Source organism: Shewanella sp. S1-58-MNA-CIBAN-0166 (assembly GCF_040310085.1).
Lineage (GTDB): Bacteria > Pseudomonadota > Gammaproteobacteria > Enterobacterales > Shewanellaceae > Shewanella.
This window is the reverse complement of sequence record NZ_JBEOPN010000004.1, coordinates 134,940-157,557: the sequence shown is the minus strand read 5'-3', so window position 1 is coordinate 157,557 and position 22,618 is coordinate 134,940. Positions and strand designations below refer to the sequence as shown.

The following is a 22,618-nucleotide window of genomic DNA, read 5'->3' as shown; positions in this document are numbered from 1 at the left end:
GTTATCAAGCTTTAGCAAAGTTTCGAACAGAGATATCCACAGATTTTGTGGATAATCCACAGGGTAGCTTGGTTTAATTGTTGATAATTTTGATTTATTAACATTGTTATTCAATTATCCACAGTAAATAGAGGTTTGCCGATAGGCATGCTTTGTGAAACAATCAGACGATATAAAATTTGTTATTTTTGGAGTCCATGTGATTGATAGCGACGGCTTTCGCGCAAATGTGGGCATCATTATCTGTAATAAATTTGGACAAGTTATGTGGGCCAGACGTTTTGGTCAACATTCATGGCAGTTTCCACAAGGTGGGTTAGATGATGGCGAATCAGTAGAAGAAGCCATGTATCGCGAACTTTACGAAGAAGTGGGACTCAGACCTGAGCATGTTCAAATTTTAACATCCACTCGATCTTGGTTACGTTATCGGTTACCCAAGCGTTTGGTACGCCAAGAAAGCAAACCTGTTTGCATTGGCCAAAAACAGAAATGGTTTTTACTACAATTGAAAGGTCACGATAATACTATTAACTTGAATTCTTCTGGTCATCCTGAGTTTGATGATTGGCGTTGGGTGAGTTATTGGTATCCTGTTCGTCAGGTTGTGTCTTTTAAGCGCGACGTATATAGAAAGGTAATGAAAGAGTTCGCATCGACGACATTAGCGCTGCAAACGCGCGAGTTTAGTAAAAAACGAAGCAAACAACGGAGTTAACTGATTTCAAAGAGGATTGAAACAGTGTTAAATATGCTCAGGGATATCACTCAAGCTGTTGCCAGAGCCAGCAGCCTTGAAAGTGCATTAAATATATTAGTGTCACAAACTCGATTAGCGATGGCTACTCATTGCTGTTCTATTTATATCCTTGAACAACAACATCTAGTGTTATCCGCTACCGAAGGTTTACAGCAATCTGCCGTTGGCCGAGTGAGCATGCCATTATCGCAAGGTTTAGTAGGCTTAGTTGCTGAGCGTGAAGAAGCCGTTAATCTTGCCGATGCCCGTATTCATCCTCGTTTTAAATTATTTCCCGAAGCTGAAGAAGAAGAATATCGTGCATTTTTGGCTGTGCCGATTATTTTTCAAAAACAGGTTGTGGGTGTTATTGTGGTGCAACAGCCAGAAGCCCGTCAGTTCAGCGAAAGTGAAGAAGCATTTTTAATGACCTTAGCCGCTCAGTTGGCGGTGGTTGTGCGCAGCTTGAAACACAAAGCGGCTGTTACTAATGTGCAACAGCAAGTGGTTTTCAGTGGTGTTAATGCATCAAGTGGTATTGCGATTGCTCATGGCTTGGTATTAGGCGGTGTTATTTCTCTGGAACAACCCGAGGTCAGCTGCTTCGATATAGATGTTGAAATTCAGCGCTTAAAGTTGGCCATGCAGCGTTGTAAAGACATGTTGTCGTCTATATCGCAACGTTTTGAGCGTGAAAAGTCTGCTGATGTGGCCTCTATCTTTACCGCATTTCAATTATTGCTAGACGACTCTAGCCTTGGTGGTGAATATGCCCGTGAAGTCGCTTTAGGCTGGCAGGCTGAGTCTGCGGTAAGCCGAGTGTCATTGCGCTATATCAAACAGTTTTTAGAAATGGAAGATCCATATCTAAAAGAGCGCGCCAGTGATATTCGTGAGCTTGGGCAAAAACTACTTCGACAGCTTATTGAACCGGGTCGGTTAGAGTTAGAGCCAGATAAACCGGTTATTTTAGTCGCTAAAGAAGTGGATGCCACTTTATTGGCTGAGTTTCCACGGCAAAAGCTCGCTGGTATTGTCACTGAGCGTGGTGGGGTTAATGCTCATGCGGCTATTTTAGCGCGAGCCCTGGGTGTACCTGCCATTGTTGGCGTTGATGATGTGTTATCAATCGACATCGATCAAAAACTATTAGTCCTCAATGCGAATCGTGGCCAGCTATTGGTGTCGCCATCGCCAGCAGTGATTGAAGAGTACCAATTACTGATTGATGCCGATGTGGAAAAGCAAAAGCAATTTTCTGCCGAATTAAACCTACCATCAGTGACTACTGACGGCCAGCGGATCCATTTGTATTTAAATGCAGGTTTATTGAGTGGTATCGCTTCTGAAATTGCTGAATGCGCAGATGGTATTGGGCTGTATCGAACTGAAATTCCCTTTATGCTCCATCAACGCTTTCCGAGCGAGAGTGAACAAATCAATGTATATCGTCAGGTATTGAGTGCCGCTGGTGATAGACCTGTTGTCATGCGTACATTGGATGTTGGCGGCGACAAACCGTTACCGTATTTTCCAATTAAAGAAGACAATCCGTTTTTAGGTTGGCGTGGCATTCGTTTATCGCTTGATCATCCTGAGTTGTTTTTAGTGCAATTGCGCGCGATGCTGCAAGCTGCTGGAAACGGCAATCAATTGCAAATATTACTACCAATGGTGAGTAATCTGGATGAGATAGATCAAACATTAAAATATTTAGAGCAAGCGTTTACCGAACTAAGCCAAGAACTAAAGACTATTTTAGTGAGGCCGAAGGTCGGCGTTATGCTTGAAGTTCCTGCATTGTTGTATCAATTGCAAGATGTGGCAAAACGGGTCGACTTTGTGTCGGTGGGCAGTAACGATTTAACGCAATATTTACTGGCCGTCGATCGTAATAATCCGAGTGTGAGTTCGTTATTTGATAGTTATCATCCAGGTATTCTTAGGGCACTTAAACGAGCTGTCGATGAGTGTAAATTGTATGATTTAGATGTGAGTGTTTGTGGTGAACTTGCGGGTGAACCTTATGGTGCACTGCTTTTAGTCGCAATGGGCTATAACAAACTTAGTATGAACCAAGGCAGCTTAGCCAGAATCAATTTTTTACTCAGGCGTGTATCAAAGCAAGAGCTCACTGAGTTATTAGGATCTATTTTACAACAGTCAAATGGAAACCAGGTTCGCGGCTTGTTAGCCAGTTTCTTGCGAAAACATAACCTTTTAGATTTAATCAACATCGATTAGCAGTACGATTGAATCTGCTACGGAAAATCTTAAATGATTTCCCTAGTGGTTCGTAACATAATCAAGCGTCATTTTAAGGATGTCATCGTGGATAGTTTACTGCAGGTATTTTTAATTTGCCTTGTTTTAGGTTCTGTCGTGGGATTTTTGGCTGGGCTGTTAGGTATTGGTGGTGGGTTAATTATTGTGCCTGCGCTATTGTATATTTTACCTTCAGTAGGTATCAGTTCAACCCAAATTACTCATGTCGCTATCGCTACGTCACTGGCATCGATTATTTTAACGTCTATGTCATCAGCCACCGCGCATCACAAACGTGGAAATATACCTTGGGAGCTATTTAAGCCTATATTTCCGGGTATTGTAATAGGGTCGTTAGCATCAGCTTTTGTGTCTGAGCAAATTGCATCAGATGATTTGCAACAGGCTTTTGCTATTTTTGTGGTGTTAATGGCTGTACAAATGGCATTTCCGTTTAAAGTCAAAACGGGTGGCAGTATGCCAAATTTTGCCGTGTTACTGGTGATATCGACAGCGATAGCGTTAATTGCTGGTTTAATGGGCATTGGTGGCGGGGTACTGCTGGTGCCATTTTTAAGTTATTGCGGTTTGCAAATGCGTCAAGCTGTTGGGTTTTCGTCGGCAACCGGGATGCTTATCGCAGTATCCGGTACCATTGGTTATATTATCGCAGGTTTCGATGTACCCAATTTACCCGAGGGCTCGGTTGGGTTTATTTATTTGCCGGCATTAATCGGCATTATCATTAGTTCCATGTTGTGTGCGCCTATTGGCGTAAAAGCGGCGAGTTCTTGGCCGACACCAGTATTGAAAAAAATATTTGCTTGTTTGCTTGTTGTGGTAGGGCTAAAACTACTATTAAGTTAATTCTAAATTGTTCTAAATGATTACAAAAACGCCTTTGTTCAAGTAGTTGAACAAAGGCGTTTTTAGTTAACCTAACAGCTATTACACAGCGAAAGGATACTTAATCGCATCGTGATGTTGATAGTCTTCAACGCTAAAGTCATCCAAGGTTACCCAGGTTTCGATGTCTTTTAGGGTTTTAATCTTTGGATTGATGATTAACTTAGGCGATGCAAAGGGTTCACGCGCGAGCTGAACATCTCGCATTGGTTCGAGTTGATCTTCGTAAATATGAGCATTGACTATCTTATGGTATGCCTTGCCCGGTTTATGGCCAGTAATCTGAGCCATTAACGCAAGCAATACATATACTTGTACCATATTAAAGTTTAACCCTAGCGGAACATCACAACTGCGTTGTGTGCTGTTAAGGTATAAAGTATCACCGAGTAATGAAAAATGGTGCTCGTACATACATGGTCGTAAGCAGCCTAAGTCAAATGCGCCAGGGTGCAAAAAGGTTAAAATTTCACCACGATTATCTATACCGTTACTGAGATCATCGACGATTTGTTGCAGTAAATCGACATGACCACCATCAGGCTTTGGAAATGCACGCCCTAACGCTCCGTATATCAGTCCCATATCATCGGGCCCTTTACGGTTTGGGTTATCTAGCCATGCTTGGTTTTCATTGGCGTTAGCGTCCCATGTTTTAGTGCCTAATGCCCTAAAATCGGCCGCATTTTGGTAGCCACGTAAATAACCGAGGATCTCCGCTATGGCAGACTTCCAGAAGCTTTTACGTGTGGTCACCAAAGGGAATTGATTGTTACCAACATCATAAACTAAGTCGGCATTAATGACAGTTAGGCACTTTTTGTTTGTTCGTGCATTATTAACCCATTCGCCTTCTTCGACAATGCGTTTACACAGGTCTAAATACTGTTTCATTGGTCCCAATTCCTTTTTTGCTTTTATCGATTATACCTAATCAAGGCCGGCAAATCATTGCCAAATGAAATGCAGGTTCAATTAATTATTTTTACTTTTAGAGCTAACTTTACGATCGACACCTCGGTTAAGCCGAGTTAACATCAAGAAACAATCGATTATTATTGTTTGAACATATCAGATAGACTGATCCCATTGTTTTTTTAGGAGTGTTATATGGAACGAGCAATTAAGAACTTCTTAAGCCAAGAGTCTGCGGGTGGCATTTTATTAATCGTTGCCGTCGCATTGGCGATGATTTTAGCCAATTCACCGTTAGCGGGTGTATATCAAGATTTCTTAGGCACCGAAGTGCAGCTTAGAGTAGGTGATCTTGATATCGATAAGCCGCTTTTACTGTGGATCAATGATGGCTTGATGGCATTATTCTTTTTATTAATCGGTTTAGAAGTAAAGCGTGAATTACTTGAAGGTGCGCTATCGAGCGTAGCTAAGGCATCATTGCCCAGCTTTGCTGCGATTGGTGGCATGGTGTTTCCGGCATTATTTTACTTAGCATTTAATTACTCAAACCCAGAAACTCAGATCGGATGGGCTATTCCTGCTGCTACTGATATCGCCTTTGCGCTAGGTATTATGGCACTGCTCGGTAGTCGTGTGCCCGTGGCGTTAAAAGTGTTTTTGTTAGCACTGGCAATTATTGACGATCTAGGAGTCATTGTTATTATTGCTCTGTTTTACAGCACTGATTTATCAATGCTTAGTTTGGTTATTGCCGCAGTATCGATCGTGCTGATGGTCGCACTGAACAGGAAAGGAGTCAGTTCAATTCTGCCTTACGGTTTACTCGGTTTTATTCTTTGGGTTGCAGTATTGAAGTCTGGAGTACATGCGACATTGGCCGGAGTGATTATTGCATTTTGTATTCCACTTAGAGCAAAAGATGGTTCCTCGCCATCTGAGCATTTAGAGCATAAGTTGCACCCTTGGAGCACCTTTATGATCCTGCCGGTATTTGCTTTTGCCAACGCTGGTCTGTCATTAACTAATATGTCATTTGATACATTTGCTGAACCTATCACCCTAGGTATCATCATGGGTCTGTTGTTGGGTAAGCCGATCGGGGTGCTGTTATTTAGTTATTTAGCAGTAAAACTTAAGTTAGCTGAACTACCACCTGGGATTGGTTGGAGGCATATCATACCGGTTGCTGTTATGTGTGGTATCGGCTTTACCATGTCGGTGTTTATTGCTTCGTTAGCATTTGAGAACTCACCCGCTGCATTTGGTGATTATGCAAGACTAGGTATTTTAACAGGATCGTTATTTGCGGCTGTGATTGGCTACTTTTGGTTGGCCAAGGTACTGCCTGAAAATGGAGTAAAATCATGAAATTGAATAAATTAACCTTTGGAATACTACTGACCAGTTTTGTTATTCCTGTATCGGCTGAATCATTTAATGTTTGTTTAGAATCATCTGATTCACCGACTTGCCAAAGTTATCTAGAAGGTGTGGTAGATGGTGCACTAATGTATCGTGATGATTTGGCAAAGAAAAGAATAGATCCTAACGATTACGAGTCAAGAGCACTAAAATACCGAGCAGGAAAACGTTATCAATCGGCGAATTTGAATTATTGCGCTAGTCATATACCGGTGAAATCTGAAATTGTATCAGCACTCACAGAGCAGGTGTCGTTGAACAATGTCAATAACAGTGATGAGCTTGAGTCAGTGATCACTAGTTTGATGGATTGCCGACGGAGTCAGTAACTACGTCTTTACTTAACGCAGCCATTTGGCTGCGTTTTTTTATGACTAATCTTGGCTAATCAATATGGTGAACTACCTATGGTGAACTAATATTGTCGTTGATTGGTATAGATTAATGAGCAATAGAAGTAGCGGTTTATTTGCTATAGTAGTGTGAGTAAATTTTGTTAGGTTAATGATTGATATGCAGCATTTAAATTATAACCATTTATATTATTTTTGGATGGTACAAAAAAAAGGCTCAGTGACTAAAGCGGCTGAAGCATTGTGTTTGGCCCCGCAAACCATAACGGGGCAAATTCGTGCATTAGAAGAGCGATTAAAAGGCACGTTATTTAAGCGTGTCGGTCGTAACTTAGTTGCTACAGAGTTGGGCGAATTAGTATTTCGTTATGCCGATAAAATGTTTAGCTTGAGCTATGAAATGCTCGATATACTTAATTATCAAAAAGATGATTCACTGCTGTTTGAGGTAGGTATTGCTGATGCTTTATCTAAAGCTTTAGTGAGTAGAGTGTTGTTAACTGTTATTCCAGATGATGGTTCGGTTCATTTGGCGTGTTATGAATCAACCCACGATAGCCTTATTGAGCGTTTACGTGAGCATAAGCTTGACATGATTTTATCTGATTGCGCTGGCGGCTCGTTAAAATTCCCTGAAATTTTATCGAAAAAGCTTGGTGAATGTGGTGTCAGTTTCTTCTCGGCTGAAGCGATTCCAGTCCCTTTTCCCGCCTGTCTTGAGCAGCGTAAATTACTCATACCGGGTAAGCGGACATCATTAGGACAACAGTTACACGGTTGGTTTGCTGAAAAAAGTCTTAATGTTAGTATCTTGGGTGAATTTGACGATGCCGAAATGATGAAAGCATTCGGCTATTTTAATCAGGGAATTTTTGTCGCACCGTCTATTTATCGTCATGATATACTCTCTCAAGGTATGGTGTTACTTGGTGAAACCACCGATATTAAAGAAGAGTACCATGTGATGTTCGCTGAGCGAATGATCCAACATCCGGCGGTAAAATCATTACTGGCAACGGATTTTAGTGATTTATTTGCAGGACGAGATCTACAAGTACAAGATTTTGAAAACCGTATAAGCTAGCTTGTGATATAGACATCAGGAGATTTGTGTTGGAATTAATGAATATAGCTCGTGTACGCTGGGCATGCCGTCGCGGAATGTTAGAATTAGATATATTGTTTCAACCCTTTGTCGAAGCCCAATACGAAGCCATGAGCGATGATGATAAAAACACTTTTATTCGTTTATTGGAGTGTGAAGATCCGGAGTTATTTGCTTGGTTTATGGGCCATGAACAATGTTCAGATCCATTGTTCGCCAATATGATAGTCAAAGTCCGTGGAAGAGCAGCACCTTAACCCGCCTGTTGATGTATTGGTCAGTACTAGCACTCATATGCAACAATTTGCATTGAGTGCTTCATTTTTGCAGCGTGGTGCCTTAGTGGTATCGTTTGCTGTTGTATTAACGAGCTTTTTAGCTTGGCCTTATTATCCTTCCTTGATATACCACGCCATTCAAATGTTGTTATTCGTTACCATTATCTTCATTTTTTTTTACAGCTGGCGCAGAGTATCTAGTTGGCGTTGTTTGCTTACTTTAGGTGACAAGGGGGCTGGTACATTATTGCAAGGTGAAAATGGAAGTCTCAATAAAATAACACTCACTAAAAAACCGTTTATTAGTCCATTAATGTGCATTATTTATTTACAACATCTTCAAACGGGCGAGAACAGAGTATTGCTGGTGTGGAGTGATATGTTAGACGACACAGCATATCGTAATCTGTGTCGTCTATTATTAAGCCATTAATGATGTGAAGTTGAGTGACGTTGACAGCGTTTAACTGCTCGGTTGTAAAATGGTTGGTTTAGGATTGTCGATTTGTTCAGGATAATCAATATTATAATGAAGGCCTCGACTTTCTTTACGTTCCATTGCACATCGAATAATTAATTCTGCAACTTGCACCAAATTACGCAGCTCTAATAAATTGTTACTGACACGGAAGTTTGAATAGTACTCTTCAATCTCTTGTTGAAGCATCAAACATCTTCGTAGTGCTCGTTCTAATCGTTTATCTGTTCTGACAATACCGACGTAATCCCACATAAATAGGCGCAGTTCGTGCCAATTATGGGCAATAACGACTTCTTCATCAGAGTTAGTTACTTTGCTCTCGTCCCATAAAGGTATTGGGCAAGGCATCGGTATTTTATGCAACAAACCTTCAATATCTTGTGAGGCCGCACGGGCAAAGACTAAACACTCCAGTAGTGAATTGCTCGCCAGTCTATTAGCGCCATGTAAGCCTGTGTAAGCCACTTCGCCAATAGCATATAAGCCATTAATATCGGTTTGACCATGAAGGTCAGTCATCACACCACCACATGTATAGTGTGCCGCTGGAACCGCTGGAATTGGGTCTTTGGTGATATCAATACCCAATTCAAGACAACGTTGATAAATGGTTGGAAAGTGTTTAATGATAAAGTCAGCAGGTTTATGGCTGATATCTAAATACACACAATCAACACCTAAACGTTTCATTTCATAATCAATGGCGCGAGCAACAATATCGCGAGGAGCGAGTTCAGCTCTTTCGTCGAAATCGGGCATAAAACGGCTGCCATCAGGACGACGTAAATAAGCTCCTTCACCGCGTAATGCTTCCGTTAATAAGAAGTTTCTGGCATTAGGGTGAAATAAACACGTTGGATGGAATTGATTAAACTCCATATTGGCAATTCGACAACCTGCGCGCCATGCCATTGCAATACCATCGCCACTGGCAATATCAGGATTCGAGGTGTATTGGTACACTTTTGAGCTGCCGCCAGTTGCTAACGCAACAAATTTGGCTCTGACGGTTTCTACATGTTCCTCATCGCGATTCCACACATAAGCACCAAGCACACGGTTACCCGGTCGATGCAATTTACGCGTGGTGATTAAATCAATCGCATTGTAACGTTCAAGCACTTGTATGTTTGGGTGAGCGATTGCACGTTCTTGTAATGTAGTTTGTACCGCTTTACCGGTAGCATCGGCAGAATGCAGAATACGACGATGGCTATGCCCTCCTTCACGGGTTAGGTGGTAGGGGGCTGTACTATTATCGACTCCAGCTAAGGTTTCTTCTTTATCAAATGCCACGCCACAATTAATTAACCATTGCATTGCACTTTTGGCATTTTCTGCGGTGTAGGTCACAACTGATTTATCGCATAATCCGGCGCCAGCGATTAAGGTATCGTTGACGTGGGACTCAATTGTGTCGCCTTCATCGAAAACAGAGGCGATTCCACCTTGAGCGTATAATGTTGACCCTTCTGATAATGGGCCTTTAGAAAGAAGAATTACTTTTGATTTTTCAGCAAGATGTAGTGCTAAAGTTAGTCCTGCAGCACCGCTGCCGATGACCAAAATGTCAGATTGGTGTTCAACTGCTTGTTTCATCAGGTATCATGGTGTGGCTATGTGGTTTGATCATAGTAAATCAAATTACTACGACAGGGTACTTTTACAGCGTATTTTATTGTGATTTTGCTTAGATATTTTGTTTATATGTAAAATAAATTAATTTTTTTTAATTCAATATCGAACTTTCTTCATATCAGTAGGTCTACTTATATGAACAGGATTCGAGCGACTGAGAAATCAGTATTACAGATTTAGGAGTAGTCGGCTCGGATGAGTGGACAATATAGTGATCAACAATTAGTTGAGCGAGTACAGCAAGGCGATAAAAATGCATTTAACCTGTTAGTGCTGAAGTATCAAAATAAAGTGATGAGTTTGATTTCTAGGTATGTACGCAATCAAGCGGATGTAGCGGATGTGACACAAGAAGCCTTTATTAAAGCGTATAGAGCGTTAGCAAATTTTCGTGGTGAAAGTGCATTTTATACTTGGTTGTATCGTATTGCGGTAAACACCGCAAAAAACCATCTTACATCGCAAGGGCGCAGAGCACCTGCAAACGATGTTGATATAGAAGATGCAGAATATTATGAAGGCAGTGATGCGTTAAAAGAGTTTGCATCACCAGAGCGATTATTAATGAAAGATCAAATGAGTAAAGTGATCTTTGATACGCTCGACACTCTGCCTGAAGAGTTAAAAATGGCAATATCGCTCAGAGAGCTAGAAGGAATGAGTTATGAAGATATTGCTAATATAATGGATTGCCCTGTTGGTACGGTAAGATCGCGTATCTTTCGTGCTCGAGAAGCAATCGACAAACAGCTCCAGCCTTTGCTGGAAAAGTAACAGCCTTAACCTTAGATAGGTGAATAATGCTTAAATCAAGTCAAGAGTGGGTATCTGCAGCAGTTGATGGTGAAGCCGATGATAAAACATTGGCGCAGCTTTCTGCCGACGTTGATTCACATGATGAATGGCAACGCTATCACATGATAGGCGATGCAATGCGCGGCGAGTTGCCGACAGCCATTGACTTAGACCTTTTTGCTAGCATCACTGCAGCAATTGAGCTTGAACCGACAATTATTATGCCTCAAGCCAAGCAAAGTGAATTAGTCGAGCCAATTAGCACTCCACAGCAAGTTGCAGTGGGTTCAAACGTGGTGCCATTTTTCAAACAGTTTGGCCAATATGCTATTGCAGCAACAGTTGCTATGGTGGCCATTGTTGGGGTGCAAAATTATAACCAAACCAGTGATGCAGAGTCACCGTTACCGGTATTAATGACTCGTCCTTTAGTGGGGAGTGTGTCACCGGTAAGCTATCAGACTGGTGCGGTACAAAATCAACAAAGCTATTCTAATGAGCAAGTTATAGAACAGCGTCGCCGTATTAATGCTTATATCCAAGATCACATGTTACAACAACGCTTGAATCCAGGTGTTGCTGTTGATGATAATAGCGTGCAAGATGCCGCGGTAAATCCATAATCCGCCGGCAGAACCTTGTCTTACCATGTTAGGAGTTAGCTTGCGCCTTATCCTGCTAGCACTGTTAGTGTTAACCTTTCCAACACACGCTGAAGAAGATTTATCTGCTAAAGCTTGGCTTAAGAATATGAGCCAAGCAATGCACGATAAACAATACAAAACCTCTATTATTCAGCTACAAGCCGACCATATCCGTCCGCTTGTTTACATTCATGGCATTGTCGATAATAAAGAAGTCGCTTTACTTGAATACCTTAATGGTCCGCCGAAAAATGCAGTGCGAGTGGGTAATACGGTTACGTTTATAGAACATGACCAACCGGCTTACAGTGTGGTAGCGCCTCGTATTCAGGGAATTTGGCCAGCAGCTTTAGCGGGAGATTTAAGCCAGCTTGAAAAAGGCTATCAGTTTGTTATTGGTGGTCGAGGGCGTATTGCTGGACGTCCTGGACAAATGATCCGTTTACTCGCCAATGATGACAATCGTTATGATGCTCAAGTGTGGATTGATATGGACACTTATTTGCCATTACGTTTTGACTCTCTCAATAAAGAAAAACAATTACTTGAACAAACCATGGTCATTGAGCTGATTGAATTAACCGAACCTGCGAACATTTTAATTGAAGCCGCAAAGCAAGAGTGGCCAGCAGTGATGAACCAAGCGGAACGCACGGATGGTAAAAACTGGCAATTTACTTGGTTACCAGAAGGATTTGATGTGGTTGTTCGCGATCATCATCGTTTGATAGGTATTCACGAGCCGGTTGAATATGTGGCGTTAACGGATGGATTAGCCAATATTTCTGTTTATGTCGCGCGAGCGGGAGAAAATCCGATGCCCAATGAGCTGCTTATTCGTAATGGTTTATCTATGGTAGTTGTTAAAGTGGGTACGCTTGAGGTTGTAGCTATCGGTAAGGTGCCTTCTGAAACGTTAGACAGGATAGCCAATAGTTTAGTATTAAAATAAACAATGCTCGTTAACAAGCAAGCCGTGACAACAATATTTTGTGTCACGGCTTTCGTGTTTCTAGTGGCAAATTAGAAATGATATAGCTTAGCGGTAAACTTGCTTAGCCAATGAGCGGCATTGTGCTAAAATTGAATCATTATTTATGGTTTGAGCTGATTATATGAATAGCCACATGTCCGAGTCATCCACATCCACTATGATGGAAGAAATTGCCCGCGTGGTTGATTATCAACAAGGCTGGGTAACTGTTGAGGTTGAATTAAAAAGTGCATGTAACCATTGTGCCAGCAGTGAAAATTGTGGCACATCGACGATCGCTAAAGCTTTTTCGGTTCATACACAACGTTTTTCATTACCGAGTGAAAGACCTTGCCATAGCGGTGATTTGCTTAAAATAGGTTTACCTGAAAGCGTCATCATTAAAGCGGCTGCATTGGTGTATTTATTGCCGTTAATTGGGTTGTTTTTATCGGCAATGATAGGGCATATGCTGGCTGCTGGAATAGGATTGAGTACCAATGGTTTTGCTATGGCTTTTGGTGCATTAGGCGCATTGGTTGCCTGGTTTATTGGTAAGCACTTCGCCACTGAACTAGAGGCTCACGCCACACCCGTTATCATTACCTATTTAGGCCAAGAAGTGGGCATTATCAGTGCCAGTCATTAGTTAGCCTGATCTCGGGATAACAAACTGCTCGCCCTTTGTTTTACTAACTGCGTTGAATGAACTTGCAATAGGCCAGATATACGCGCGTCAATTGGCCTTGTTAGTAAAAAATGACAATTTTGATAGTGGTTAACTTCTAAGTTTATGATCTTTATAATCATATTCTCATCTCTTATCCCTAATTCAGGTTAGTGAATATTTTCCACATTTATGCTGATGACCTATGATGCCGTGTAACATGTTTAACCATCTCTTTTAACCTGAAAATGTGTGTACAGAGCCTCGAAAACCTCCTGTAATGGTTAATAATCGCCCCAAAATGGATACTATTGTTTAATCTGATTGGTATTACCCCCCCAATCAGGTACAATTTGCCACCTTAATTTTCATCATTTTAGTAGTAGTCATTGCAGCATAATGAAACACATTAGAAACTTCTCGATTATTGCCCATATCGACCATGGTAAATCAACTTTATCCGATCGCCTGATTCAGGTATGTGGCGGCTTAACTGACCGTGAAATGGCTGCACAGGTTTTAGATTCAATGGATCTAGAACGTGAGCGTGGCATTACGATCAAAGCCCAAAGTGTCACCTTAGATTACCATGCAAAAGATGGTAATACTTATCTACTCAACTTCATTGATACACCAGGCCACGTTGACTTCTCTTATGAAGTATCACGTTCTTTGGCTGCATGTGAAGGTGCACTATTAGTAGTTGATGCTGGTCAAGGCGTAGAAGCTCAGACATTAGCAAACTGCTATACCGCACTAGAAATGAATTTAGACGTAGTTCCTGTATTAAATAAAATTGACTTACCTCAGGCTGAACCAGACCGTGTAGCAGCAGAGATTGAAGATATCGTTGGCATTGATGCCATGGATGCTGTGCGTTGTTCAGCAAAGACAGGTGTTGGCGTTGATTTAGTACTAGAGGAAATTATCGCAAAAATTCCTCCGCCAGTGGGCGATGAGTCTGCGCCTTTACAAGCGTTGATTATTGACTCATGGTTTGATGCATACCTTGGTGTTGTTTCTTTAGTACGTATTAAGAATGGCATACTTAAGAAAGGTGAAAAATTTAAAGTGATGTCCACTGGACAAAACTATAACGCCGATCGCGTAGGCATTTTTACCCCAAAAGAAAAAGACAAAACAGAGCTTCGTGCCGGTGAAGTGGGTTATGTGATTTCTGGTATTAAAGAAATTCACGGTGCGCCAGTAGGTGATACCTTGACCCATGCAAAAAATGGCGCGGACAAACCTCTTCCAGGCTTTAAACGTGTTAAGCCTCAGGTTTATGCCGGTGTATTCCCAATTTCTACCGATGAATATGAAAGCTTCCGTGATGCGTTAAATAAATTAAGTTTGAATGATGCATCACTGTTTTTTGAACCTGAAACTTCATCAGCGTTAGGTTTTGGTTTCCGTATAGGTTTTCTCGGCCTTCTGCACATGGAGATTGTCCAGGAGCGTTTAGAGCGCGAATATAATCTAGATTTGATCACGACGGCACCCACAGTGGTGTACGAAGTTATCATGAACAATGGTGAAACGATTTATGTCGATAATCCTTCAGGCCTACCTGCGCTGAATAATATCGAAGAAATTCGTGAACCGATTGTTGAAGCCAATATATTAGTGCCAAAAGAATACTTAGGTAACGTGATTACCTTGTGTATTGAAAAGCGCGGTTCGCAAACCAATATGGTTTATCACGGTAATCAAGTGGCCGTGACTTATCATTTGCCGATGGCTGAAGTGGTCATGGATTTCTTTGACCGTCTTAAGTCAACGAGTCGGGGTTATGCGTCATTAGAGTATAACTTTATTCGTTTTGATCCTGCAGATATGGTGCGACTGGACATTTTAATCAATGGCGACAGAGTTGATGCATTAGCGATGATTATTCATCGCAGTAATATTCGTCATCGTGGTTTGGCATTGGTTGAAAAGATGAAAGAACTGATCCCTCGCCAAATGTTTGATATTGCTATTCAGGCTGCTGTTGGTAGTCAGATTATTGCTCGTTCAAGTATTAAAGCATTACGTAAAGATGTAACCGCTAAGTGTTATGGTGGTGACGTTTCACGTAAGAAGAAACTACTTAACAAGCAGAAAGAAGGTAAAAAACGCATGAAGCAAGTCGGTAACGTTGAAGTGCCACAAGAGGCATTCTTAGCGGTATTGAAACTTAACGATTAATTATAATTAATTGTTTTAGTGTGCTAGTGCCTGTTGATGTTTGCTGGTTAAATTTTGTTCGAGATAAAAACGTTTTAATCGAGGCGAGTGGATTGCTGCCTAGTAATCTAAGCACCACTTGATTCACAAAGAATCACTCAATAAAGAGTAAAACGTTTTTAGCCGAACCCTTCGGGCAGCGTTTGTTGGCCATTTTTACTGCGTTATCGGCTTTTTATGTAGAATAACTACACTACAAAGCCTCTGCCTTGTATAAATGACCAACAATTCGCTGCAAAAAAAAACTTGAAAGATTAACCGACACTAAACGCCGCGTATTGCGGCGTTATAGTTATTTTTACTATATATTTTGTAACACTCAACTGGGTGAATGTTTATTCGTTAATCACCATACTGGATTGAGTTATTCTGAGCCTTTGCTCAAGCTATATGGATCCAACACACCCAGCAGGAGATAAATCAGTAATGGCAGCCTATTTTTCGCTCATTTTAGTACTCGTAACCTTAGTCAGTGGACTTATTTGGTTAATTGATGTGGTATTTTTTGCGCCTAAACGCCGTGAAAGCTTATTAGCAGCACAAGCTAACTCAACTCAGTTAAGTGCAGATGCGATAGATAAAATCATTCGTGAGCCTGTGTTAGTTGAAACTGCACATTCGATTTTTCCGGTTATCGCCTTTGTGATGATTTTACGTTCTTTTATTTATGAGCCATTTCAAATTCCATCTGGTTCGATGATGCCGACACTCTTAGTGGGTGATTTCATTCTGGTTGAAAAGTTTAGTTACGGGTTACGCGATCCTGTATGGCGCAGCAAACTAGTTGAAACCGGTGAACCTGAGCGCGGAGACGTATTTGTATTTAAATACCCTGAAAACCCAAAAATTGACTATATAAAGCGTGTGGTTGGTTTACCAGGTGACAAGATATTTTATCGTAATAAACAACTGATGATCCAAGAAGCGTGTGTCAATAAATCTGACTGCCCAGCTGCTCATACGATTGAGCATGTAGAAATTAATCGTGGTGAGTTTAGCCAAAATGACGTGCCATTAATTCGTTTCAGTGAGCAATTAGGCGATGTAGAACACGATATTTTGCTTAATCCATCGCGCCCTGATTTCAGACAGCACTTTTATCCTCAAGCGGGTCTTCCTGCTGGTGAGTTCGTTGTCCCTCAAGGAATGTATTTTGCCATGGGTGATAACCGTGATAATAGTACCGATAGTCGTTTTTGGGGCTTTGTACCGGAAGAGAATCTTGTCGGTAAAGCCGTTGCAATTTGGATTAGTTTTGAATTTGATCGTAAACCGAGTGATGTGTTACCAACGTGGGTACCGACCGGAGTACGTTTTGATAGAGTAGGTGGAATACATTGATGGAACCCATTAAAAATTTGCCGCGTTTGTGCCGTACTTTAGGGTATGAGTTTAATAATATTGAATTACTCATTCAGGCCTTAACACATCGCAGCGCAGCAAATAAACATAATGAGCGTTTAGAGTTTTTAGGCGATTCGATTTTATCGATAGCTATTTCAGATGCCTTATATCATCAGTTTCCAAAGGCGACTGAAGGTGATTTAAGCCGTATGCGCGCTACTTTAGTCAAAGGTGACACACTGACAATTATCGCTCAAGAGTTCAAGCTAGGTGATTATTTGTATTTAGGCCCTGGTGAACTCAAAAGCGGTGGCTTTAGACGCGAATCTATTTTAGCGGATGCCGTAGAGGCTATTATTGGTGCAGTTTACCTTGATGCCGATATTGAAGTGTGCCGTAAGCTATTATTATCATGGTATCAAGAGCGTTTAGCTGAGATAAAACCGGGTATTAATCAAAAAGATCCGAAGACAATTTTGCAAGAATACCTGCAAGGTTTTAAAAAGCCATTGCCAGATTACCAAGTTGTTGCGGTAGAAGGTGAAGCGCATGATCAAACCTTCACCGTAGAATGTAAAATTAGTGAATTAGATAAAGTTGTCACCGGTGTGGCAAGTTCAAGAAGAAAAGCTGAACAGCTTGCCGCTGCTCAGGTATTGGAGCTACTGAATAAATGACCAAAAAAACAGACTTGCCAGCAGGTGATAACCAAGAGCCTAGCTTAGATGAACTGCTGGCAAGGATGAACCAAGCAGCACCAACGGCTACAGCCAAATACGATGTAACTTATTGTGGCATGGTGGCTATTGTCGGTCGTCCCAATGTGGGTAAATCAACACTTTTGAACAAGTTACTTGGTCAAAAGGTGAGTATTACCTCAAAAAAACCGCAAACAACTCGTCACCGTATCATGGGTATTCATACCGATGGTCCAAGCCAGATTATATTTATTGATACTCCTGGTTTACACATCGAAGAAAAGCGTGCGATAAACCGCTTGATGAACCGTGCGGCTGCCAGTTCATTAGCTGATGTTGCTATGGTTATTTTTGTTGTTGATGGTATGACGTGGACTGCCGATGATGAGATGGTGCTCCAAAAAATTCAACATCGTAATGATGATCGAAAAATTATTTTAGCCATCAACAAAGTTGATAACATTAAAGATAAGGAATCATTGTTCCCTTATTTAACGGAATTGGCTAAAAAGTTTGATTTTGATGAAATTTTGCCAATATCAGCCAGTAAAGGCACCAATGTGCAACGCATTTTGGATATGGCACGTGAATCATTGCCAGAAGCCCCATTTTATTTCCCTGAAGATTACGTGACCGATCGCTCACAACGCTTTATGGCATCTGAAATTGTCCGTGAAAAGCTAATGCGCTTCCTTGGGGATGAACTTCCTTACGACGCAACGGTAGAGATTGAACAGTTTAAAATGATGGAAAATGGCGTCTATCAAATTAATGCGTTAATTCTGGTTGAGCGTGAAGGCCAAAAACGGATGGTGATTGGCAATAAGGGTGAGCGAATTAGAACGATTGCAACGCAATCCCGTCTGGATATGGAAACCTTATTTGACAATAAAGTATTTCTTGAAGTGTGGGTCAAAGTGAAATCAGGTTGGGCTGATGATGAACGTGCATTGAGAAGTTTAGGCTATGGCGAAAGCTAAATTGGCTTTAGCGTTATTGATTAAGTATTTATAGGCATGGCCACTATGAAACGTGGCTATGTGCTTCATCATCGACAATTTCGTGAATCGAGCGTGATCGTTAATTTGCTGATAGAAGGTGTTGGGCGTGTTGATGCCATTACTCGAGTCGGTTCTGGTAAACGGTCGATTAAAAGTATCTTACAACCTTTTCAGCCGCTGATTATCCAATTTAGTGCCCAATCCGAAGCCAGAAATTTAGGATTGAAAAATATTACCCAAATTGAAGCCGCTGCACCTGCTATGCCGCTGAGCGGTAATAGTCTTTATTCTGGTTTTTACCTAAACGAAATATTAGTTCGCCTATTGTCAGTCGATCACCAAGCTGAAGGTCTCTTTCTCGATTATCATCGTGCACTACTGGCGTTAGCTAAACAGTTTTGTTCAAGCCACCTGCGTTATTTTGAAATGGCTTTATTACTCGAGTTAGGTGCGTTGCCGTCTCTTGCTTACGACACCCAAGGTGACTCGTTAGATGACAGTTGCCACTATCGGTTTATTGCAGAGAGTGGTTTTATCCCTATAGCAACCACTCAAGAAAGCTCTTTTTCTCATGGTAAAGGCTGTTTATCTGGGGCAATGTTGCTAGCATTGGCATCACAAAACCTGCAACCTGAACAGTTTAATCAAGCTAAAGGATTAATGCGTTATTTACTCACACCATTGTTGGGTAATAAGCCGTTATTAAGTAGGCAGTTATTCAGTAACAAATCGGATTAGCATATAATCTATTTTAAACCCAACACATGGACCAAACACTTGTAAATTAGTGCATAACTTTGGTTATCGTGTGCCTCATTGTGTTATTTATTATTTTAAGGAGCTCGATGTGAGCGGAATACTATTAGGCATTAACATCGATCATATCGCGACATTGCGTCAGGCCCGCGGTACTCATTATCCTGATCCCGTACACGCAGCTGCAGTAGCAGAGCATGCCGGCGCCGATGGTATCACCATACATTTGCGTGAAGATCGTCGCCACATTCAAGATCGTGATGTGTATTTATTGGCAAAAACATTGAAGACCAGAATGAACTTCGAGTTTGCTGTCACCGAAGAAATGATCGCTATCGCCTGTGATATCAAACCAGCGTATGCGTGTTTAGTCCCAGAAAAGCGTGAAGAGCTAACAACTGAAGGCGGTCTTGATGTCGCAGGCCAGTTAGAAAAAATCCGCTCAGCCGTCACACGTTTGGCTGCAGAAGGTATTAAAGTGTCATTGTTTATTGATGCTGATAAAACTCAAATTGATGCCGCAGTGTTATCTGGCGCACCTTATATTGAGATCCATACTGGTTGTTATGCTGATGCCATCACCGATGCTGAGCAGGCAAATGAATTAGTTCGTATTACTGAAATGGCACAATATGCTCACAGTAAAGGTTTAGTGGTTAATGCTGGGCATGGATTGCATTATCACAATGTTAAGGCTATCGCGGCTATTCCTGAGCTTTATGAGCTTAATATTGGTCATGCTGTGATTGCTCGAGCCGCTATTGATGGTTTGGACACTGCAGTACGGGATATGAAGAAGTTGATGCTTGAAGGCCGCAGAGGCGAATAATGGCGATTGTAGGGATCGGTACAGACATTGTTGAGATTGCCCGCATCAGTGAGCAGCGAGAGCGCCTAGGTGACAGGTTAGCCAGAAGAGTGCTGACCGAGTCAGAGCTTACTACTTACTTGCAATCAAAACAGCCTGAGCGATTTTTAGCTAAGCGTTTTGCCGCCAAAGAAGCTGCAGCAAAAGCCTTAGGCACAGGAATTGGTAGAGGTGTGTCGTTTCAACATATCCATATCGACAATGATGATAATGGCGCGCCCCAGGTACGTTTTACCGATGGCGCGCTAGCACGGCTTGAACAGTTAGCGGGCAAGCAAGGTTTTATCAGTATTGCAGATGAAAAACATTATGCTGTAGCCACTGTGGTGTTAGAAAGTTGATGTGAACCATATTAGGCTATTTATTAAAGGCGCATTAGCGCCTTTTTTGTGAGCTTTTAAAATTGCCGTAAGTGGGGTAGATTAACAAGATATCAACAACTCATCTCAGAACGAGATGATAACTGACATCAAACAGTCTTTTTCTATACTAATACGACGACATCACACTAGATTAATATTGGTAAATCAATACGGATTGTTAGCAAAAATGATCCACTAGATATGAATTAGATCGAATATCATGATGCCAGTTTACCTACCTCATTCCTTCTTTTGAGCTGAGGTTAACTAGAGAGAATCAAAAATGAAATCGGCAGTAGAACAACTTTCAACTTATAAAAGCGTGCACTTAAATCCACAAAATATAAAGACGCATTTTGTCGGCGTTCCTATGATTATTTGGTCGGCATTTTTGATGCTGGGGACTCTTCGCTTTGCATGGCAAGATTATCAAGTGAGTGTTGCAATGATATTAGCTGTGGTGGTATTGGGCTACTATATGGCACTTCATATGCGCCTAGCGTTTGGATTAGTATTGTTCATTGTGCCGGTGTTATACACCACAGAGCTGGTTGTTCATACCTCACATCCTTTTATCATTGCCATTAGTATTTTTATTATTGGCTGGGTTATTCAGTTTATTGGCCATAAATATGAAAAGGCCAAACCTGCTTTTATGGATGATCTCAATCAGCTTCTGATTGGGCCATTCTTCTTGATGGCAGAGTTGTATTTCATATTAGGTTTGGAAAAAGACTTAGCCGCAGAAATTACCCCAATAGCACGTGATAAACGACGTGCTTTAGAGGCTAAGCGTCGTGCATCGTAATGAATGACTAATTCATGGCAATAAAAAAGGCGCTTGCAGCGCCTTTTTTATGTGTAAAAATTTACTCGTTATCATCAATTAACGTTAAATTGCTGGGTAAAACTCTGACTGTTTTAATCATATTATCTGCAACATCGATGACTTCTATTTGATAATCAACGATGCGTAAGCTGGTGTTTGCTGCAGGAATATCTTCCAGGAATTCAATGATCAGGCCATTTAAGGTTTTAGGGCCATCAATCGGAAGATTCCATTTCATTTCTTTATTAAGGTCACGAATGTTAATCGTGGCATCAATTAAGAAACTACCATCTTGTTGGATATTAATGTCTTCACTTGCCGTGGTCAGCATTGAGGTTGTGAAGTCACCGACAATCTCTTCTAAAATATCTTCAAGTGTGACTAAGCCCTGAATATCACCGTACTCATCAACAACTAACCCTATGCGTTCTTTATTTTGCTGGAAATTAGTCAATTGAACGTTTAGTGGTGTACCTTCAGGAATAAAGTATAACTCCTTAACAGCCCTTAATAATGATGACTTACTGAATTGCTCTTTGGATTGTAAGCGCAAAGCATCACGTAAGTGAATAAACCCGACAGCATCATCGATGTTGTCGCGATAGACTAACACTCGAGTATGAGGACTTTGAACCACTTGCTTATTTATCAATTTAAAATCGTCATTGACGTTAATAGCATAAATATCTGAGCGCGAAATCATAATGTCTTCGACTGTGACTTTTTCTAAATCTAAAATCGACAATAACATTTCTTGGTGACGCTGTGGGATTAGTGCTCCAGCTTCATGCACAACTGTGCGCAGTTCTTCTTGGCTTAACGCGTCACTTGTTTTGACGGTTTTAATGCCCATTAAACGTAAAAACATTGAGGTAATTAAGTTGATTGCTTTCACTAATGGCGACAGCAATATTAATAACCAACCTAATAAAATACTCGATGGAAATGCAATACGTTCAGGGTGCAAAGCCGCAAACGTTTTTGGTGTGACCTCAGCAAACACTAACACCACTATAGTCAGAACACCGGTTGCAATAGCAACACCCATATCACCAAACAAGCGCATACCGATAATAGTCGCAATTGCAGATGCAAGAATGTTAACCAGATTATTACCGATGAGAATTAACCCAATGAGTCGATCTGGGCGGTCGAGTAACTTTAAGGCGCGCTGTGCACCTTTGTGGTCATTGGATGCAAGATGTCGTAAGCGGTATCGATTGAGGCTCATCATTGCGGTTTCTGAACCAGAAAAATAAGCAGAAATCACGATTAAAACCAAAAGGAAAATAAGGAGTGCGCTGGTAGATATAGCGTCCAAAAAAGGGGCCCCATAAAGTGGTGTGA

The 22,618-nt window shown here is 41.3% G+C and carries 23 protein-coding genes; 20 read left to right on the top strand and 3 right to left on the bottom strand.

The features are described from left to right. The first annotated feature begins 199 nt into the window (after positions 1-199). The 3 genes from rppH to AAEY99_RS04530 all read left to right on the top strand — a co-directional run bounded on the left by rppH (position 200) and on the right by AAEY99_RS04530 (position 3,871). On the top strand, positions 200-718 hold the full coding sequence (gene rppH, locus AAEY99_RS04540; RefSeq protein ID WP_011638393.1) for an RNA pyrophosphohydrolase: 519 nt from the start codon (positions 200-202) through the stop codon (positions 716-718). A gap of 24 nt (positions 719-742) precedes the next feature. Beyond that, the gene (ptsP, locus tag AAEY99_RS04535) at positions 743-2,983 is read left to right on the top strand and encodes a phosphoenolpyruvate--protein phosphotransferase (RefSeq protein WP_162023690.1); all 2,241 of its coding nucleotides are present in this window, start codon (positions 743-745) and stop codon (positions 2,981-2,983) included. 87 nt (positions 2,984-3,070) lie between these two features. Next, entirely contained in the window at positions 3,071-3,871 is an 801-nt protein-coding gene (locus AAEY99_RS04530; protein WP_101086339.1) for a sulfite exporter TauE/SafE family protein, read from the top strand. 81 nt (positions 3,872-3,952) lie between these two features. Here the strand turns inward: AAEY99_RS04530 and AAEY99_RS04525 are convergent, their stop codons facing one another. Further along, on the bottom strand, positions 3,953-4,804 hold the full coding sequence (locus tag AAEY99_RS04525; RefSeq protein WP_101086340.1) for a thymidylate synthase: 852 nt from the start codon (positions 4,802-4,804) through the stop codon (positions 3,953-3,955). A 216-nt stretch (positions 4,805-5,020) separates the two neighbouring features. Here AAEY99_RS04525 and nhaA point away from each other — a divergent pair, with 216 nt between their 5' ends. The 5 genes from nhaA (at position 5,021) to AAEY99_RS04500 (ending at position 8,419) form a co-directional block, all read left to right on the top strand. Next, on the top strand, positions 5,021-6,196 hold the full coding sequence (nhaA, locus tag AAEY99_RS04520) for a Na+/H+ antiporter NhaA (RefSeq protein ID WP_101086341.1): 1,176 nt from the start codon (positions 5,021-5,023) through the stop codon (positions 6,194-6,196). Further along, positions 6,193-6,579 carry a hypothetical protein gene (locus AAEY99_RS04515; protein ID WP_101086342.1) on the top strand — a complete coding sequence of 129 codons (387 nt, stop codon included), beginning with the start codon at positions 6,193-6,195 and terminating at the stop codon, positions 6,577-6,579. The genes nhaA and AAEY99_RS04515 overlap by 4 nt, the downstream gene beginning before the upstream one ends. A 184-nt stretch (positions 6,580-6,763) precedes the next feature. Further along, complete coding sequence (nhaR, locus tag AAEY99_RS04510) at positions 6,764-7,687, top strand: transcriptional activator NhaR (RefSeq protein WP_101087191.1); 924 nt, start codon at positions 6,764-6,766, stop codon at positions 7,685-7,687. A gap of 29 nt (positions 7,688-7,716) precedes the next feature. Then, positions 7,717-7,965, top strand: coding sequence for an FAD assembly factor SdhE (locus tag AAEY99_RS04505; RefSeq protein ID WP_101086343.1), 249 nt, complete (start codon positions 7,717-7,719; stop codon positions 7,963-7,965). Continuing rightward, positions 7,946-8,419, top strand: coding sequence for a protein YgfX (locus AAEY99_RS04500; RefSeq protein WP_101086344.1), 474 nt, complete (start codon positions 7,946-7,948; stop codon positions 8,417-8,419). Before AAEY99_RS04505 ends, AAEY99_RS04500 begins: the two co-directional genes overlap by 20 nt. A 30-nt stretch (positions 8,420-8,449) precedes the next feature. On the opposite strand, the gene nadB is transcribed toward AAEY99_RS04500, so the two are convergent. Next, a complete protein-coding gene (nadB, locus tag AAEY99_RS04495; RefSeq protein WP_101086345.1) occupies positions 8,450-10,066 on the bottom strand; it encodes an L-aspartate oxidase in 1,617 nt (538 codons plus the stop codon). Between the two features lie 234 nt (positions 10,067-10,300). On the opposite strand from nadB, the gene rpoE reads away from it, so the two are divergent. The 12 genes from rpoE (at position 10,301) to AAEY99_RS04435 (ending at position 21,250) form a co-directional block, all read left to right on the top strand. After that, on the top strand, positions 10,301-10,879 hold the full coding sequence (gene rpoE / locus AAEY99_RS04490; RefSeq protein ID WP_011638383.1) for an RNA polymerase sigma factor RpoE: 579 nt from the start codon (positions 10,301-10,303) through the stop codon (positions 10,877-10,879). A 26-nt stretch (positions 10,880-10,905) separates the two neighbouring features. Further along, positions 10,906-11,523 (top strand): sigma-E factor negative regulatory protein, encoded by a 618-nt coding sequence (locus AAEY99_RS04485; RefSeq protein WP_101086346.1) that lies wholly within the window; start codon positions 10,906-10,908, stop codon positions 11,521-11,523. A 40-nt stretch (positions 11,524-11,563) separates the two neighbouring features. Further along, the gene (locus AAEY99_RS04480; protein WP_101086347.1) at positions 11,564-12,496 is read left to right on the top strand and encodes a MucB/RseB C-terminal domain-containing protein; all 933 of its coding nucleotides are present in this window, start codon (positions 11,564-11,566) and stop codon (positions 12,494-12,496) included. 199 nt (positions 12,497-12,695) lie between these two features. Continuing rightward, on the top strand, positions 12,696-13,166 hold the full coding sequence (locus AAEY99_RS04475; protein ID WP_192114455.1) for a SoxR reducing system RseC family protein: 471 nt from the start codon (positions 12,696-12,698) through the stop codon (positions 13,164-13,166). Positions 13,167-13,583: 417 nt separating this feature from the next. After that, positions 13,584-15,374, top strand: a complete 1,791-nt coding sequence (gene lepA / locus AAEY99_RS04470) for a translation elongation factor 4 (protein ID WP_101086349.1) — start codon at positions 13,584-13,586, stop codon at positions 15,372-15,374. Positions 15,375-15,839: 465 nt separating this feature from the next. Then, a complete protein-coding gene (lepB, locus tag AAEY99_RS04465) occupies positions 15,840-16,754 on the top strand; it encodes a signal peptidase I (RefSeq protein WP_351009356.1) in 915 nt (304 codons plus the stop codon). Beyond that, on the top strand, positions 16,754-17,434 hold the full coding sequence (gene rnc / locus AAEY99_RS04460; RefSeq protein WP_101086351.1) for a ribonuclease III: 681 nt from the start codon (positions 16,754-16,756) through the stop codon (positions 17,432-17,434). Before lepB ends, rnc begins: the two co-directional genes overlap by 1 nt. Beyond that, complete coding sequence (gene era, locus AAEY99_RS04455; RefSeq protein WP_101086352.1) at positions 17,431-18,435, top strand: GTPase Era; 1,005 nt, start codon at positions 17,431-17,433, stop codon at positions 18,433-18,435. Before rnc ends, era begins: the two co-directional genes overlap by 4 nt. Before the next feature lie 45 nt (positions 18,436-18,480). Then, complete coding sequence (gene recO, locus AAEY99_RS04450) at positions 18,481-19,194, top strand: DNA repair protein RecO (protein WP_351009390.1); 714 nt, start codon at positions 18,481-18,483, stop codon at positions 19,192-19,194. Positions 19,195-19,303: 109 nt separating this feature from the next. Beyond that, complete coding sequence (gene pdxJ, locus AAEY99_RS04445; protein ID WP_351009353.1) at positions 19,304-20,041, top strand: pyridoxine 5'-phosphate synthase; 738 nt, start codon at positions 19,304-19,306, stop codon at positions 20,039-20,041. After that, entirely contained in the window at positions 20,041-20,421 is a 381-nt protein-coding gene (gene acpS / locus AAEY99_RS04440) for a holo-ACP synthase (RefSeq protein ID WP_351009351.1), read from the top strand. Before pdxJ ends, acpS begins: the two co-directional genes overlap by 1 nt. 304 nt (positions 20,422-20,725) lie before the next feature. Next, positions 20,726-21,250, top strand: coding sequence for an Mpo1 family 2-hydroxy fatty acid dioxygenase (locus AAEY99_RS04435; protein ID WP_162023685.1), 525 nt, complete (start codon positions 20,726-20,728; stop codon positions 21,248-21,250). 61 nt (positions 21,251-21,311) lie between these two features. On the opposite strand, the gene AAEY99_RS04430 is transcribed toward AAEY99_RS04435, so the two are convergent. After that, the gene (locus tag AAEY99_RS04430) at positions 21,312-22,592 is read right to left on the bottom strand and encodes an HlyC/CorC family transporter (protein WP_101086357.1); all 1,281 of its coding nucleotides are present in this window, start codon (positions 22,590-22,592) and stop codon (positions 21,312-21,314) included. Positions 22,593-22,618: the final 26 nt, after the last annotated feature.